The sequence below is a fragment of the Pseudomonas fluorescens genome (genome assembly GCF_001902145.1).
Classification (GTDB): Bacteria; Pseudomonadota; Gammaproteobacteria; order Pseudomonadales; family Pseudomonadaceae; genus Aquipseudomonas; species Aquipseudomonas fluorescens_BV.
Genome location: NZ_MRST01000021.1, coordinates 131221 through 146692, shown reverse-complemented (window position 1 = coordinate 146692; position 15472 = coordinate 131221). Strand labels below are relative to the sequence as shown.

11 protein-coding genes are annotated in these 15472 nt (G+C 59.7%); 3 read left to right on the top strand and 8 right to left on the bottom strand.

Translation table 11 applies throughout. The features are described 5' to 3' along the window. Window positions 1-161: 161 nt before the first annotated feature. From BUE92_RS09285 to BUE92_RS09255, 6 genes are all read right to left on the bottom strand, one after another. Entirely contained in the window at window positions 162-683 is a 522-nt protein-coding gene (locus BUE92_RS09285) for a DUF6586 family protein (protein WP_003189653.1), read from the bottom strand. 190 nt (window positions 684-873) lie between these two features. Beyond that, window positions 874-3495 (bottom strand): type I DNA topoisomerase, encoded by a 2622-nt coding sequence (gene topA, locus BUE92_RS09280; protein WP_073523301.1) that lies wholly within the window; start codon window positions 3493-3495, stop codon window positions 874-876. A 114-nt stretch (window positions 3496-3609) separates the two neighbouring features. After that, window positions 3610-3846: a DUF1653 domain-containing protein gene (locus tag BUE92_RS09275; protein WP_003189651.1), complete on the bottom strand. Its 237-nt coding sequence runs from the start codon at window positions 3844-3846 to the stop codon at window positions 3610-3612. A gap of 98 nt (window positions 3847-3944) precedes the next feature. Continuing rightward, on the bottom strand, window positions 3945-5120 hold the full coding sequence (gene fadA, locus BUE92_RS09270; protein ID WP_003189650.1) for an acetyl-CoA C-acyltransferase FadA: 1176 nt from the start codon (window positions 5118-5120) through the stop codon (window positions 3945-3947). 29 nt (window positions 5121-5149) lie between these two features. After that, window positions 5150-7297, bottom strand: coding sequence for a fatty acid oxidation complex subunit alpha FadB (gene fadB / locus BUE92_RS09265; RefSeq protein WP_003189649.1), 2148 nt, complete (start codon window positions 7295-7297; stop codon window positions 5150-5152). A gap of 559 nt (window positions 7298-7856) precedes the next feature. Beyond that, complete coding sequence (locus BUE92_RS09255) at window positions 7857-8294, bottom strand: hypothetical protein (protein ID WP_073523297.1); 438 nt, start codon at window positions 8292-8294, stop codon at window positions 7857-7859. Window positions 8295-8401: 107 nt separating this feature from the next. Between BUE92_RS09255 and BUE92_RS09250 the strand changes: the two genes are divergently transcribed. Then, the gene (locus BUE92_RS09250) at window positions 8402-8842 is read left to right on the top strand and encodes a universal stress protein (protein ID WP_034126643.1); all 441 of its coding nucleotides are present in this window, start codon (window positions 8402-8404) and stop codon (window positions 8840-8842) included. 182 nt (window positions 8843-9024) lie between these two features. Here BUE92_RS09250 and BUE92_RS09245 read toward each other — a convergent pair whose 3' ends face one another. Further along, window positions 9025-10944 carry an ATP-binding cassette domain-containing protein gene (locus BUE92_RS09245; RefSeq protein WP_073523296.1) on the bottom strand — a complete coding sequence of 640 codons (1920 nt, stop codon included), beginning with the start codon at window positions 10942-10944 and terminating at the stop codon, window positions 9025-9027. 213 nt (window positions 10945-11157) lie between these two features. Between BUE92_RS09245 and BUE92_RS09240 the strand changes: the two genes are divergently transcribed. Then, complete coding sequence (locus BUE92_RS09240) at window positions 11158-13086, top strand: transglycosylase SLT domain-containing protein (RefSeq protein ID WP_073523295.1); 1929 nt, start codon at window positions 11158-11160, stop codon at window positions 13084-13086. Between the two features lie 143 nt (window positions 13087-13229). On the opposite strand, the gene BUE92_RS09235 is transcribed toward BUE92_RS09240, so the two are convergent. Beyond that, window positions 13230-15038 (bottom strand): ABC transporter ATP-binding protein/permease, encoded by a 1809-nt coding sequence (locus BUE92_RS09235; RefSeq protein WP_178380701.1) that lies wholly within the window; start codon window positions 15036-15038, stop codon window positions 13230-13232. A 214-nt stretch (window positions 15039-15252) separates the two neighbouring features. On the opposite strand from BUE92_RS09235, the gene BUE92_RS28485 reads away from it, so the two are divergent. Continuing rightward, the gene (locus BUE92_RS28485) at window positions 15253-15426 is read left to right on the top strand and encodes a PA1571 family protein (RefSeq protein ID WP_014717504.1); all 174 of its coding nucleotides are present in this window, start codon (window positions 15253-15255) and stop codon (window positions 15424-15426) included. Window positions 15427-15472 lie beyond the last annotated feature (46 nt).

Below are 15472 nucleotides of genomic sequence, written 5' to 3'. Positions count from 1 at the left end.
TAACAGGGTCGCCTGTCAGGCCGCCATCGCAGGCAAGCCAGCTCCCACATTTAGATCCTAGGGCGTCAGGTAGATAAGCGTCGGCCGTCCGGCCGTCGCGGAGCAAGCTCCCTCGCCACAGGTTCAGCGTCGCTGCGCAGCCAGCCCCCTCATTTACCCCTTCAGCACTCGTTGAGCCCTTCACGAAAACGCAGCGCCATCTTCTTCAACTCCTGGCGCCAGCCTTCCAACTCCTCACGGCTCAACGGCTTGGGCTCATCCTGCTCCAAGGCCACGGCGACGATCAGCGGCTGGGTGACATCCCCCTTGGGCACATGGGGAATACGCGGCGGCTGGAACATATCCGCATGGGCTTTGAGCAGGCGCGCCACCCAACTGTCGGGGCTCTGGGCCATTTCCACCAGTTCGGCCAACTCGGGGATCGCCATGGAGTCCAGCACTTCACGATTCATGATCATTTCCGCCCGAGGTGCGCCCGCCTGGGGCAAGCGGTAGAACCCAGCGATCTCATGGCACAGCCCCAGCAAGGCACCGTACAGGTGGAACAACGCAGCTTCGCGCCCCGCCTGTACCAGCGCGATGGCGTTCATCTCTTTCCCTTCCTCGGCACGGCCAAGGGCCTCCAGGGATAAACCCGCGAAGTAAATTTTCTGATTGGTACGGGTATAGAGTTCGTTGGCCATGACGGCAATCTCCACAACGAATAGGCGTGATGCTGGCTGCGTAGGAGCGAGCTTGCTCGCGAAAAACTTCCAGGCACCGCTGGGTGTAAGGCTTCCCGCGTTTTCGTTAACGATATTCGCGAGCAAGCTCGCTCCTACAGTAAGCAAAAGCCGTCATACAGACGGCTTTTGGCGTTAACAGACTAGCGGATCAAGCGCCCTGGCGCTTGTCCTCGACCTTCCACTTGCCGCCGTCGTAGAACGCTTTCCAGCCAGTAGGCTTGCCGTCCACTTCGGTCTGCACGTACTGCTCCTTGGTCTTGCGGCTGTAGCGGATCACGGCTGGGCGACCATCCGGGTCCTTTTTCGGCGCTTCACACAGGAAGTGGTACTTCGGATCGATCTCGTCCTTGTGCGGCACGATCTCCATCACCAGTGGCGCACGGGTCTCGCGGTTCTTCGGAAACTGGCTGGCAGCCAGGAACAGCCCCGAAGCGCCGTCACGCAGGATGTAGGTGTCGTTGACCTTCTCGCACTTGAGCTCAGGCATCTTCACCGGGTCCATCTTCGGCGGCGCCGCATCACCGCTTTTCAGCAGTTTGCGGGTGTTCTTGCAGGTCGGGTTGGTGCACCCGAAGAACTTGCCGAAACGGCCAGTCTTGAGCTGCATCTCGCTGCCGCACTTGTCACATTCCAGGCTCGGGCCTTCATAGCCCTTGATGCGGTAGGTGCCCTCTTCGATCTCGTAGCCGTTGCAATCTGGGTTGTTACCGCAGATGTGCAGCTTGTGCTTCTCGTCCAGCAGGTAGGCGTCCATCGCCGTGCTGCAGATCGGGCAGCGGTGCTTGCCACGCAGCACCAGCGACTCGGACTCACCCTCGTCGTCCGCCGCGATTTCATCGCCCGGCACCAGGTTGACGGTCGCCTTGCAGCGCTCTTTGGGCGGCAGGCTGTAGCCCGAGCAACCGAGGAACACGCCGGTGGAGGCGGTACGAATCTGCATCGGTCGACCGCAGGTAGTGCACGCAATATCCGTCATCACTGGCTGGTTGGCGCGCATCCCGCTCTCGGGGTTCTCAGCCACTTCGAGCTTTTTCTTGAAGTCGCCGTAGAACTCATCGAGCACGTTTTTCCAGTCACGCTCGCCCTGGGCCACGTCATCGAGGTTCTCTTCCATGCCGGCAGTGAAGCCGTAGTCCATCAGGTTGGAGAAGCTCTCCGACAGACGCTCGGTCACGATGTCACCCATCTTTTCCGAATAGAAACGACGGTTGTGCAGCGCAACATAGCCACGGTCCTGGATGGTGGAGATGATCGCCGCGTAGGTCGAAGGACGACCGATACCGCGCTTCTCCATCTCTTTCACCAGGCTGGCTTCGGAATAACGCGCCGGCGGCTTGGTGAAGTGCTGGGACGGGTCGAGCTTGATCAGCTTCAACGTGTCGCCCTGGGCCATGTCCGGCAGCACATCATCATCGCCAGGCTTGGCGATCTGCGGCATCACACGGGTATAGCCGTCGAACTTGAGGATACGACCCTTGGCACGCAGCTCGAAATCGCCCGCGCCCACGCTGACGGTAGTAGACAGGTATTGCGCCGGCAGCATCTGGCAAGCCAGGAACTGGCGCCAGATCAGCTCGTAGAGGCGCTCAGCGTCGCGCTCCATGCCGCTCAGCTTGGCAGGCGTGGTGTTGGCGTCAGACGGACGAATCGCTTCGTGAGCCTCTTGTGCGCCTTCCTTGCTGCTGTAGACGTTCGGCTTCTCCGGCAGGTAGGTCTTGCCGAATTCGCTTTCAATATAGGTACGTGCCATCGCCACCGCGTCTTGCGACAGGTTGGTGGAGTCCGTACGCATATACGTGATGTAGCCAGCCTCATACAGACGCTGGGCCATCATCATGGTCTTCTTCACCCCGAAGCCCAGGCGGTTGCTCGCGGCCTGTTGCAGGGTGGAGGTGATGAACGGCGCCGACGGCTTGCTGCTGGTCGGTTTGTCTTCACGCTTGACGATGCTGTAGCTGGAAGCCTTGAGCTTTTCCAGCGCAGCCATGGCCTGGGCTTCGTTCAGCGGCTTGAAGGCCTCGCCTTTCTCGCGGGCCACTTCAAAGCGCACGTTGGCGCCCTTGGCAGTGCCGAGGTCGGCGTGGACTTCCCAGTATTCTTCAGGGATGAACGCACGGATCTCGCGCTCACGCTCCACCACCAGCTTGACTGCCACCGATTGCACACGGCCGGCGGACAGGCCTCGGGCGATCTTCGCCCACAGCAGTGGCGAGACCATGTAGCCGACGACGCGGTCGAGGAAACGACGGGCCTGCTGGGCGTTGACACGGTCGATGTCCAGCTCGCCCGGCTTGGAGAAGGCTTCCTGGATGGCTTTCTTGGTGATTTCGTTGAACACCACGCGCTTGTAGCGGCTGTCATCACCGCCGATGGCTTCGCGCAGGTGCCAGGCAATGGCTTCCCCTTCGCGGTCCAAGTCCGTCGCGAGATAGATGGTGTCAGCATCCTTGGCGAGCCGGCGCAGCTCTTCGATGACCTTTTCCTTGCCCGGAAGGATTTCGTACTTGGCCTTCCAGCCATGGTCCGGGTCCACACCCATGCGCGAAACCAGTTGCTTGCGCGCTTTTTCTTTAGGCGTGAGTACCGGCCCCTCGCCCGCGGCGGCCTTGCCGCGCTTGGCAGCAGGCTCCTTGCTGGCGCTAGCCGAACCGCTGGTGGGCAGGTCTCGGATATGGCCGATACTCGACTTCACCACGTACTCGTTGCCCAAGTACTTGTTGATGGTCTTGGCCTTAGCCGGGGATTCCACAATGACCAGCGATTTGCCCATGGATCGGAAAATTCCTGAATTCGAGAAGTGAAAGGCAGTTGGCGCCTGACGCGGCAACGCTATATATAGTGGCAACCGGATGAGGTCAAGCGCAGCATTCTGCGCGACCTGCCGTTATTGCCCTGTAAAAAGACTGGGTTCGGCCGTGACCAAAGCAAAGCGCGGGACCTGCTCTCCGTCAACTTCAACGGTCTCCAGGAACATGCTCAAAGGGCGCACCCAAAAGCCGTATTCGCCATACAGCGCTTGGTAAAACACCACTTCTTCTTCGGTTTCAGAGTGGCGCGCCACGCTGAAAACACGGTACTGCGGCCCCTTGTAATGCTGGTAGAGCCCTGGTTCGACTTTCATGCTCTGGCCCTCATGCAAAATTTGTTGAAAAAAAATATTTAAAAGTTCCAAAAAACAAAAACCGGGGCACTGGGCCCCGGCTTCCGTCAACCGAACGTTTAGACGCGTTCGAAGACGGTAGAGATGCCTTGGCCGAGACCAATGCACATGGTTGCAACCCCAAGGTTGCCGCCATTTTGCTTCATCACGTTAAGCAAAGTGCCGGAGATACGCGCACCGGAGCAGCCGAATGGGTGGCCCAGGGCAATCGCACCGCCGTGCAGGTTAACCTTCTCGTTCATCTTGTCGAGTACTTTCAAATCTTTCAGCACTGGCAGGGCCTGTGCGGCGAAAGCTTCGTTGAGCTCGAAGAAGTCGATATCGGAGATGGAAAGGCCTGCGCGCTTCAAGGCTTTTTGTGTGGCCGGTACTGGACCATAGCCCATGATCGCCGGATCCACACCCGCCACTGCCATCGAACGAATCACCGCCAGCGGCTGGATACCCAGGTCCTGGGCACGCTGCGCCGACATCACGATCATGCACGAAGCACCGTCGGTGATTTGCGAGGAAGTACCGGCTGTCACGGTGCCACCCTTTGGATTGAAGGCTGGCTTGAGGGCCGCCAGGCTTTCCAGGGTAGTGTCCGGACGAATGGTTTCGTCGTAGTCGAACAGTTTCAGGAAACCATTCTCGTCGTAGCCGTTCATCGGGATGATTTCATCCTTGAACTTGCCTTCCACAGTCGCCTTGTGGGCGAGCTGGTGGGAGCGCAGGCCGAACGCGTCCTGGGCTTCACGGGTGATGCCGTGCATTTTGCCGAGCATTTCCGCGGTCAGGCCCATCATGCCCGAGGCTTTCGCCGCGTAGAGGGACATGTGCGGGTTAGGATCGACGCCGTGCATCATGCTGACGTGGCCCATGTGCTCCACGCCGCCGACCACGAACACATCGCCGTTGCCGGTCATGATCGCTTGCGCAGCGGTGTGCAGCGCGCTCATCGACGAACCACACAGACGGCTGACGGTCTGGCCGGCCGCGGTGTGCGGGATCTGGGTCATCAACGACGCCATGCGTGCGATGTTCCAGCCCTGCTCCAGGGTCTGGTTGACGCAGCCCCAGATCACGTCCTCGACTTCGTTCGGGTCGACCTTGGTGTTGCGCTCCAGCACTTTGCTGATCAGGTGCGCCGACATGTCTTCGGCGCGAGTGTTGCGGTGCATGCCGCCCTTGGAGCGGCCCATCGGCGTACGACCGAAGTCGACGATCACGACGTCTCTTGGATTCAAGCTCATAAATATTCTCGCTCTAGTCGTCTGGGCACTTAACCGAAGAAGCTCTGGCCATTCTTGGCCATTTCACGCAGCTTCGCGGTCGGGTGGTACAGCGGGCCCAGATCAGCGTACTGATCAGCCAGGGCAACGAACTGGGCCACACCGATGGAGTCGATGTAACGCAGCGCACCACCACGGAATGGAGGGAAACCAATACCGTACACCAGGCCCATATCGGCTTCGGCGGCGGTTTCGACGATGCCGTCTTCCAGGCAACGCACGGTTTCCAGGCACAGGGCGATCATCATCCAGTTGATGATGTCCTCGTCAGACACCTCACGCTGTTCGTAGATGACCGGAGCGAGTACTTCGTGCACCGACGGGTCGGCCACTTTCTTCTGCTTGCCCTTCTTGTCGGTCTCGTAGGCGTAGAAACCCTTGCCGTTCTTCTGGCCCAGGCGCTTGGCTTCGTAGAGTGCATCGACAGCCGAACGACGGTCGTCTTTCATGCGGTCCGGGAAGCCTTCAGCCATGACGTCGCGACCGTGGTGGCCGGTGTCGATGCCGACCACGTCCATCAGGTACGCCGGGCCCATTGGCCAGCCGAATTTTTCCATGACCTTGTCGATGCGCACAAAATCCACACCGGCGCTGACCAACTTGGCGAAACCGCCGAAGTACGGGAACAGCACGCGGTTGACCAAAAAGCCCGGGCAGTCATTGACCACGATCGGGTTCTTGCCCATTTTCTTGGCGTAGGCAACGGTGGTGGCCACAGCCAATTCGCTGGACTTCTCACCACGGATCACTTCTACCAGCGGCATCATGTGCACTGGGTTGAAGAAGTGCATGCCGACGAAGTTTTCCGGACGCTTGAGGGCCTTGGCCAGCAGCGAGATGGAAATGGTCGAGGTGTTGGAGGCCAGGATGGTGTCATCTTTGACCTGGGCTTCCACTTCAGCCAGTACGGCTTGCTTGACCTTCGGGTTTTCGACAACCGCTTCGACCACCAGGTCGACGTGGCCGAAATCGCCGTAGGACAGCGTAGGACGAATGCCGTTAAGCACTTCAGCCATTTTTGCAGCGGTCATGCGACCTTTATCAACGCGGCCCACCAGCAGCTTGGCGGCTTCGGCCAGGCCCTGCTCGATACCGTGTTCGTTGATGTCTTTCATCAGGATCGGCGTGCCTTTGGACGCCGACTGATAGGCGATACCGCCACCCATGATACCGGCGCCGAGTACGGCAGCCTGTTTCACGTCCTTGGCAATTTCGTCGTAGGCCTTGGCCTTTTTCTTCAACTCCTGATCGTTCAGGAACAAGCCGATCAGGCTCTGGGCCGCCGAGGTTTTCGCCAGTTTGACGAAGCCTGCCGCTTCCACTTCCAGGGCTTTGTCGCGACCGAAGTTCGCGGCCTTCTGGATGGTCTTGATCGCTTCAACCGGCGCCGGGTAGTTCGGGCCGGCCTGGCCTGCCACGAAACCTTTGGCGGTTTCGAACGACATCATCTGTTCGATGGCGTTGAGCTTGAGTTTTTCCAGCTTCGGCTGACGCTTGGCCTTGTAGTCAAATTCGCCGCTGATGGCGCCCTTGATCAGGTTCAGCGCGGCTTCGGCCAGTTTGTCCGGGGCAACCACAGCGTCGACAGCACCGACTTTCAGTGCGTCTTCGGCCTTGTTTTCCTTACCGGCGGCGATCCATTCGATCGCGTTGTCGGCACCGATCAGGCGCGGCAGGCGCACGGTACCGCCAAAGCCTGGGTAGATGCCTAGCTTGACTTCCGGGAGGCCGATCTTGGCAGTCGCGGACATGACACGGAAGTCTGCCGCCAGGCACATTTCCAGGCCGCCGCCCAACGCGATGCCATTGATGGCAGCAACGGTCGGCACGTTGAGGTCTTCGAAATCGCTGAAGATCTTGTTGGCTTCGAGGTTGCCAGCCACCAGCTCGGCATCGGGCAGCTTGAAGTTGTCGACGAATTCGGTGATGTCAGCGCCGACGATAAACACGTCCTTGCCGCTGGAGACGATCACGCCCTTGACCGAAGCATCTGCTTTGATGGTGTCTACGGCCTGACGCAGTTCGTTCAGGGTTAGACGGTTGAACTTGTTGACGGACTCACCCTTGAGGTCGAATTTGAGTTCGACGATGCCACTTTCAAGAGCCTTAACCGTGATGGCTTTACCTTCGTAAATCATCAACTGATCTCCACGATATGGAAGCTGAACAGTACACACTGGACGCTGGTCTCTGGTTTGACATTGACAGTTGAATCAATGCTCACGCCAATCCGCCAGGCACACCCGCCAGTGCGATAGTCGGGTTTTGTATGAGTCGTCTGACAGACAAACGCTCAATTCATACGCCCGTTTGATTTGGGTACGCCACCTTCATCCAATTCCGAGCAATTGTCAATCGCTCCAAAGGCTAGGAAAAACGCGACTTTCCAGTCATTTCAGAACCCGGCCCACAGGCTGGCCACCCGTCAATATTCAAATATTCACAGGATCAATAATAGAAAAGATGTGGGAAAGGGCTGTACAGAAAGGAATACACGTCTAGGCTAGCGGCAACCTCCAGATTTACCGGCCTGCCTGGCCATCTCCAGCCCGATGATGATGTCGGGCTTTTTATTGCCTGCTTTTTTGTGGGAGCGAGCTTGCTCGCGAAAACCTGGAGAGCGCCGCGTATAACCTGATTACCCGCGTTATCGTTGGCGATTTTCGCGAGCAAGCTCGCTCCTACAAGGTGTGTGGGTCAGGCCAGGGCCTTGAGCAGCGTATCAATATCTTTCAGGACGCTTGCGTCGCCCTTTTCGCCCCAATACAGGGCAATCATTTGTTTGTCGGCCTCGACCTTGTAGACGTTCGCCGGCAGCGTTGCAAAATGCGGCAACAACTTCTCATCCACACAGGGTTCACGCCACTGATTGACCCATAGCCCCGGCTCCAGCTGCCAGTAGCTCCAGGTTGCGGGCGCGTTGCCGCGTCGTGGCCGGCAATACTGCGCGCACGGGCTCGGCGGCTCCTGTTTGAGCCAGTGCGGCCACTGCTGGGGCGCCAACTGCATGGCCAACCCAATGCGACGTGCCTCCATGCGCAGGGCCATGCGCCCACTCTGCTGGCGCGAAGGGCGCAGCCATACCAGGGGGCTTAAAACCACCGCAAGGATTGACACCACTATCCAGACCGTCATATGTGTACTCCCGAATTTCTAGATGAGCGGATTTGACCTGCGGCAACCCCCATCCGCTTGAAAGCAGCCATACTGAACTTATTGCAGTCCCCCTGGAGGAACGCCTCATGCCCTACGAACATATTCTGGTCGCTGTCGACCTGACCGAAGAGTGCGATCCAGTGATCAAGCGCGCACAGGAATCCGCGATTGCCAATGGCGCCAAACTGTCGCTGGTGCACATCGTCGAGCCCATGGCCATGGCCTTTGGTGGTGACGTGCCGATGGACCTTTCCCAGCTGCAGCAGCAACAATTCGACCAGGCCAAGGAGCGCCTTGACCGCTTGATCCTCAAGTATCCCAAAGTCAGCAAGGAAAATTCCCACCTTACCTACGGCCAACCGCGCCAGGAAATCCACCACTTGGCCAAAGAACAGGGGTGTGACCTGATCGTAGTGGGTAGTCACGGGCGACACGGTCTGGCACTGCTGCTGGGCTCGACCGCCAATGACGTATTGCACGGCGCGCCGTGCGATGTACTGGCCGTCAAACTGGTAAAGAGTTCGTAAGACCGATGAAGGTCTAATGTGGGAGCTGGCTTGCCTGCGATAGCGCTGTATCAGCCACCCGATGCATCAACTGACAGACTGCTATCGCAGGCAAGCCAGCTCCCACAGTTGAATCGCATTTCATATTAAAAAGCCCGGCGCTCATAGAAGAGTGCCGGGCTTTTTTATTGCGGTGCGATTACTCAGGCATCCAGCTCGGCCCAACGCTCAACCAACGCTTCCAGCTCCTGGTTCAACGTCTCCAGGGAAGCGATGACCTTGGCGGTTTCTGCAGCAGGGCGCAGGTAGAAACCGGCGTCAGCCATTTCCGCTTCGATCGCAGCGATCTGTTGTTCCTTGGCGTCGATATCACCCGGCAAAGCTTCCAACTCCCGCTGGAGCTTGTAGCTGAGTTTCTTCTTGGCCGCTGGTGCAGCTTCCTGAGCCGGTGCAGCAGCCTCCACGGTGGCAACCACCGCCGTATTCAGGTCCGCCTTGCCCGACTTGCTCTCGGTCACGCCCAGCAAGCGCGGCGAACCGCCCTGGCGCAGCCAGTCCTGGTAACCGCCCACGTATTCACGCACCTTGCCTTCACCTTCGAAGACCAGGGTGCTGGTGACCACGTTGTCGAGGAATTCCCGGTCGTGGCTGACCATCAGCACGGTGCCGTTGAAGGTCAGCAAAACCTCTTCCAGCAGTTCCAGGGTTTCCACGTCGAGGTCGTTGGTCGGTTCGTCGAGTACCAGCAGGTTGGCCGGCTTGCTGAACAGCTTGGCCAGCAGCAGGCGCGCGCGCTCACCACCAGACAGAGCCTTGACCGGCGTGCGCGCACGTTGCGGGCTGAACAGGAAGTCGCCCAGGTAGCTGAGTACGTGGCGGCTCTGGCCGTCGATGTCGATAAAGTCGCGACCTTCGGCGACGTTGTCGATCACGGTCTTTTCCAGGTCCAACTGGTGGCGCAACTGGTCAAAGTAGGCCACGTCGATGCGAGTGCCCTCTTCTACCTTGCCGCTGGTCGGTTGCAGACCGCTGAGCATCAGCTTGAGCAAGGTGGTCTTGCCGGTACCGTTGGCGCCCAGCAGGCCGATACGATCGCCACGCTGCAGGACCATGGAGAAGTCCTTGATCAGGAACGGGCCGTCCGGGTGATGGAAGCTGACGTTCTCCAGCACCATCACTTGCTTGCCCGACTTGTCGGCAGTATCGAGCTGGATATTGGCCTTGCCGGTACGCTCGCGGCGCTCACTGCGCTCGACGCGCAAGGCTTTCAAGGCACGCACGCGGCCTTCGTTACGGGTGCGACGGGCCTTGATGCCCTGGCGGATCCAGACTTCTTCCTGGGCCAGCTTCTTGTCGAACAGTGCGTTGGCGGTTTCTTCGGCCGCCAGGGCGGCTTCCTTGTGCACCAGGAAGCTGGCGTAGTCGCCGTTCCAGTCGATCAGGCCGCCACGGTCCAGCTCGAGGATGCGCGTGGCCAGGCTCTGCAGGAATGCACGGTCGTGCGTGATAAACAGCACGGCGCCCTGGAAGTCCTTGATGGCCTCTTCAAGCCAGGCGATGGCGCCGATGTCCAGGTGGTTGGTCGGTTCGTCGAGCAGCAGCAGGTCCGGCTCGGACACCAGGGCCTGGGCCAGCAGCACGCGACGACGCCAGCCACCGGACAATTCGGCGAGGGTCTTGTCGGCCGGCAGTTGCAGGCGGCTCAGGGTGCTGTCCACCAGTTGCTGCAAGCGCCAGCCGTCACGGGCTTCGAGGTCTTGCTGGACGTGCATCAGTTTGTCCAGGTCTTCTTCGGTGACGCAGTTCTGTGCCAGGTGATGGTATTGCGCGAGCAACTCGCCAACGCCGTCCAGGCCTTCGGCTACCACGTCGAACACTGTCCGTCCGTCGGCCACCGGCAATTCTTGCGGCAATTCGCCGATCTTGAGGCCCGGGGCACGCCAGACAGAGCCGTCATCGGGCTTCTGGTCGCCTTTTACCAGCTTCATCATGCTGGACTTGCCGGTGCCGTTGCGGCCGATGATGCACACCCGCTCACCACGGGCGATCTGCCAGGACACCTTGTCCAACAACGGCATGGCGCCGAAAGCAAGGGACACATCGCTGAATTTGAGCAGGGTCATACGCTTCTCCAAAAACTGGGCGCGCATTCTACCTGAGTTGAGGGTGAGATGCGGTCGGGTTTTTCTGTATAGACACGTTCTGTAGGACATTTCCGGCGAACTTGAACGAACCAGCCGGCAAAGCTTTCGCGGGTCGCTGGCAAAAGGCTAAGCTAGGGGCAATCAGTGTCGGCGGTGCCGGTGCTAGTCGTGATTTCTCTGCACGGACGTCTCATGCGCAGTCGCCTTTTCAACTTTTTATCTTGTCTGCTTCTTTCCGCCACTGCCGTTCAATCCGCCCAGGCGGTGGATCTCACCACTCAACGCCAGTATTACGATCAAGCCAAACGCGCCCTGGCCAAGGGCGACACCGGCCCTTACATGCAATACAGCCAGGCCCTGGCCGACTACCCGCTCACGCCCTACCTGGCCTATGACGAGTTGACGGCGCGCCTGAAAACCGCGAGCAACGAGGAAATCGAACAATTCCTCGCCAAACACGGCGACCTGCCACAGGCCAACTGGATGAAACTGCGTTGGCTGCGCTGGCTGGCCGAACGCGGCGATTGGCAGACCTTTGAAAAGTACTACGACACCAAGCTCAATTTCGTCGAGCTGGACTGCCTGCATGGCCAATACCAGCTCAGCCACAACCTGAAGGCCGAAGGCTACAAGACCGCCGAAAAACTGTGGATGACCGGCAAATCCCAGCCCGCCGCCTGTGATGCCACGTTTGGCCAATGGGCCGCCGCCGGCCAACTCACCGAGCAGAAGATCTGGGACCGCGCCAAGCTCGCCGCCGAAGCGCGTAACTACGTGCTGGCCAACAGCCTGGTGAAAACCTTGCCCACCCTCGGCGCCCAAGGCCGCCTGATGGTGGATGTAGCGCAAAAGCCCGACATGCTCAGCGACCCATCACGCTTCCAGCCGGCCACCGAGGCTATGTCTGATGCCGTGGGCCTGGGCCTGCGTCGCCTGGCGCGCCAGGATCCGGACAAAGCCATGTCGCTGCTCGATGGCTACGCCAGCAGCATGCACTTCTCCCGTGACGAAAAAGTGTCGATTGCCCGCGAGATCGGCTTGACCCTGGCCAAGCGCTTCGACCCGCGCGCGCTGGAGGTCATGACCAAGTACGACCCCGAGTTGCGCGACAATACGGTTTCCGAGTGGCGCCTGCGCCTGCTGTTGCGTTTGGCGCGCTGGGAAGACGCCTACCAGTTGACCCGCAAACTCCCACAAGACCTGGCCACCACCAACCGTTGGCGCTACTGGCAAGCGCGCAGCCTGGAGCTGGCCGAGCCGAAAAACCCGCAGGCCATGGTGTTGTATAAAAACGTGGCAAAGGAACGGGACTTCTATGGTTTCCTTGCTGCTGACCGCTCCAAATCGCCTTACCAGTTGAACAACAAACCGCTGGTGATGAGCCAGGCCCTGGTCAACAAGGTCCGCAACACCCCAGGCGTGCGCCGTGCCCTGGAATTCTACGCCCGCGGCCAGATCGTGGATGGCCGGCGCGAGTGGTACCACGTCAGCCGTCATTTCAACCGCGACGAGATGGTCGCCCAGGCCAAATTGGCCTACGACATGAAGTGGTACTTCCCGGCGATCCGCACCATCAGCCAGGCGCAGTACTGGGACGACCTCGACATCCGCTTCCCGATGGCCCACCGCGACACCTTGGTGCGTGAAGCCAAGGTACGCGGCCTGCACTCCAGCTGGATCTTTGCCATCACCCGCCAGGAAAGCGCGTTCATGGACGATGCCCGCTCCGGCGTCGGCGCCAGCGGCCTGATGCAACTGATGCCCGGCACCGCCAAAGAAACCGCACGCAAGTTCAGCATCCCCCTGGCCTCCCCGGCCCAGGTGCTGGACCCGGATAAAAACATCCAGCTCGGTGCTGCCTACCTGAGCCAGGTGCACAGCCAGTTCAACGGCAACCGCGTGCTCGCCTCGGCCGCCTACAACGCCGGCCCCGGCCGCGTGCGCCAATGGCTGCGCGGCGCAGACCACCTGAGTTTCGACGTGTGGGTGGAAAGCATCCCTTTCGACGAAACCCGCCAGTATGTGCAGAACGTGCTGTCTTATTCGGTGATCTACGGGCAGAAGCTCAACTCACCGCAGCCGTTGGTGGATTGGCATGAGCGTTACTTTGACGACCAGTAATAGTTTGTAGGAGCGAGCTTGCTCGCGAAGAACGTCAACGATAACGCGTGCTTACTGAATGAACGCGGCGCCTATGAGTTTTTCGCTAGCAAGCTCGCTCCTACAGAGGTTCCATTGCCCGCATCGATAGATGCGGGCATTTTTTATGGGCGCTGACTCACCTGTTCATCCCCATCACTGAATTGCAACGCCGCCAACCGCGCATACAACGGGTTGTTCGCAATCAACTGCTGGTGCGTGCCCACCGCCACCAGCTTGCCCTGGTCCATCACCGCAATGCGGTCGGCATTCTTCACCGTGGCCAAACGGTGAGCGATCACCAGCGTGGTGCGCCCCTGCATCAGCTGCGGCAGCGCTTGCTGGATAAGGTGTTCACTCTGGGCGTCGAGGGCGCTGGTGGCTTCGTCCAGCAGCAGGATCGGCGCGTCGACCAGCAAGGCGCGAGCGATAGCCAGGCGTTGGCGCTGGCCACCGGAGAGGCCCTGGCCACTTTCACCTAAATGGGTCTGGTAGCCGTCGGGCATTTTCAGGATGAAGTCGTGGGCGTGGGCGATTCGGGCGGCGGCTTCTACCTGGGCGGTGGTGGCAGAGGGGTTGCCGTAGCGGATGTTGTCCTCGACGCTGCCGAAAAACAACGCCGGGCTCTGGGACACCAGGGCGAAATGGCGCCGCAGGTCTAACGGATCAAGCTCGGTCAGCGGCTGGCCTTCGAGCAGGATGCGGCCTTGCTGGGGGTCGTAGAAGCGCAGCAGCAGATCAAAAATCGTCGATTTGCCCGCACCGGACGGCCCTACCAACGCCAGGGTTTCGCCCGGGTTGATGGTCAGGTTCAAGCCGTCGATGGCGTAGCTGTCCGGTCGCGATGGATAAGAAAAGCGTAGGTCTTGCAGTTCCATGCGGCCACTGACCCGTTCCGGCAAACGTACGCCGCCTGTGGCCGGCGCCTGGATCTCGTTGCCTGACTGCAACAGCTCACCGATACGCTCGGCTGCCCCGGCGGCACGCTGCAACTCGCCAAGCACTTCGCTCAGGGTGCCGACGGCGCTGCCGACAATCAGGCTGTAGAACACGAACGCCGCCAGCTCACCGCCTGAAATGCGCCCACTGATCACGTCCATGCCGCCCACCCACAGCATCACGCCCACCGCGCCGAGCACCAGCATGATCACCAGGGTGATCAGCCAGGAGCGCTGCAAGATGCGTTTACGTGCCGTGACAAAGGCGTCTTCGACGGTAACGGCAAAGCGCTGTTCGTCCTGCACCTGATGGTTATAGGCCTGCACGGTCTTGATCTGGCCCAGCGTCTCGGCGACATAGCTGCCGACGTCCGCGATACGGTCCTGGCTCAAACGCGACAGGCTGCGCACCCGGCGCCCGAAGATCAGAATCGGCGCCAGCACCAGCGGCAACGCCACCACCACGATGCTGGTGAGCTTGGGGTTAGTGATAAACAGCAACACGATGCCGCCGATCACCATCAGGGCATTGCGCAGAAACAGCGACAGTGATGAGCCGATCACCGATTGCAGCAAGGTGGTGTCGGTGGTCAGCCGCGACTGGATTTCCGAGCTGCGGTTGTTCTCGTAGAAGCCGGGGTGCAGGTAGATCAGATGGTTGAACACCTGCCGGCGAATATCGGCCACCACCCGCTCGCCAATCCACGACACCAGGTAAAACCGCGTGAAGGTGCCCACGGCCAGGCCTAGCACCAGCAGCATGAACAGGCCGATTGACTGGTTGAGCAGGTGCGGCGACTGGGTCATGAAACCTTGGTCCACCAACAGGCGTATGCCCTGCCCCATGGACAAGGTGATGCCAGCGGTGACGATCAGCGCCAGCAGTGCGCCAAGCGCCTGCCAACGGTAGGGCGCAATAAAGCGGCTGGCCAGGCGAATCGCACGGCGTTGACGGATTGAGAACATGGAAGGATCACCAATGGAGAGTCTATACATCAACATTGGGGGAACTTGCACAAATAACAATGAGTCAGGTTAATTATGCCCACCGATGCAGGCCGCTAGAGGCTATCGGTCTAAGACTCATCTGGAAATATGTACCGGTTTCTGGTGGACTGGGTGTTCGAACCGACGAGCGTGTAAGGAGTTGTAACAGCGCGTTCATGTGGGGCAATTAAAGTAGGTACACAACCTGATGAGGAGACAGGCCATGACCTTGCAAAATAGCAGCGACGCCAAGATTGAAGTGATCCGCCAGCCGCAGCAGCTGCCTTGCTCGTATATCGATGCCAAGGGCCGGGAAGTGCAGATTACCGAAGAAATGATCCAGCAAGCCTGCAGCGAGCTGGAACAGCGACTGGTCAAGCCTGCCCAGCAAGGCTGAAGCGCCCACGCTCTTTCAGACCCGGCCCAGGTGGCCGGGTTTTTTA

What these genes read in the sequence shown, in the direction of transcription:
- BUE92_RS09255 (WP_073523297.1), bottom strand. Translation starts at nt 8,294, where the DNA reads ATGACGGTCTGGATAGTGGTGTCAATCCTTGCGGTGGTTTTAAGCCCC.
- BUE92_RS09235 (WP_178380701.1), bottom strand. Translation starts at nt 15,038, where the DNA reads ATGTATAGACTCTCCATTGGTGATCCTTCCATGTTCTCAATCCGTCAA.
- BUE92_RS09285 (WP_003189653.1), bottom strand. Translation starts at nt 683, where the DNA reads ATGGCCAACGAACTCTATACCCGTACCAATCAGAAAATTTACTTCGCG.
- BUE92_RS09250 (WP_034126643.1), top strand. Translation starts at nt 8,402, where the DNA reads ATGCCCTACGAACATATTCTGGTCGCTGTCGACCTGACCGAAGAGTGC.
- topA (WP_073523301.1), bottom strand. Translation starts at nt 3,495, where the DNA reads ATGGGCAAATCGCTGGTCATTGTGGAATCCCCGGCTAAGGCCAAGACC.
- BUE92_RS28485 (WP_014717504.1), top strand. Translation starts at nt 15,253, where the DNA reads ATGACCTTGCAAAATAGCAGCGACGCCAAGATTGAAGTGATCCGCCAG.
- BUE92_RS09245 (WP_073523296.1), bottom strand. Translation starts at nt 10,944, where the DNA reads ATGACCCTGCTCAAATTCAGCGATGTGTCCCTTGCTTTCGGCGCCATG.
- fadB (WP_003189649.1), bottom strand. Translation starts at nt 7,297, where the DNA reads ATGATTTACGAAGGTAAAGCCATCACGGTTAAGGCTCTTGAAAGTGGC.
- fadA (WP_003189650.1), bottom strand. Translation starts at nt 5,120, where the DNA reads ATGAGCTTGAATCCAAGAGACGTCGTGATCGTCGACTTCGGTCGTACG.
- BUE92_RS09275 (WP_003189651.1), bottom strand. Translation starts at nt 3,846, where the DNA reads ATGAAAGTCGAACCAGGGCTCTACCAGCATTACAAGGGGCCGCAGTAC.
- BUE92_RS09240 (WP_073523295.1), top strand. Translation starts at nt 11,158, where the DNA reads ATGCGCAGTCGCCTTTTCAACTTTTTATCTTGTCTGCTTCTTTCCGCC.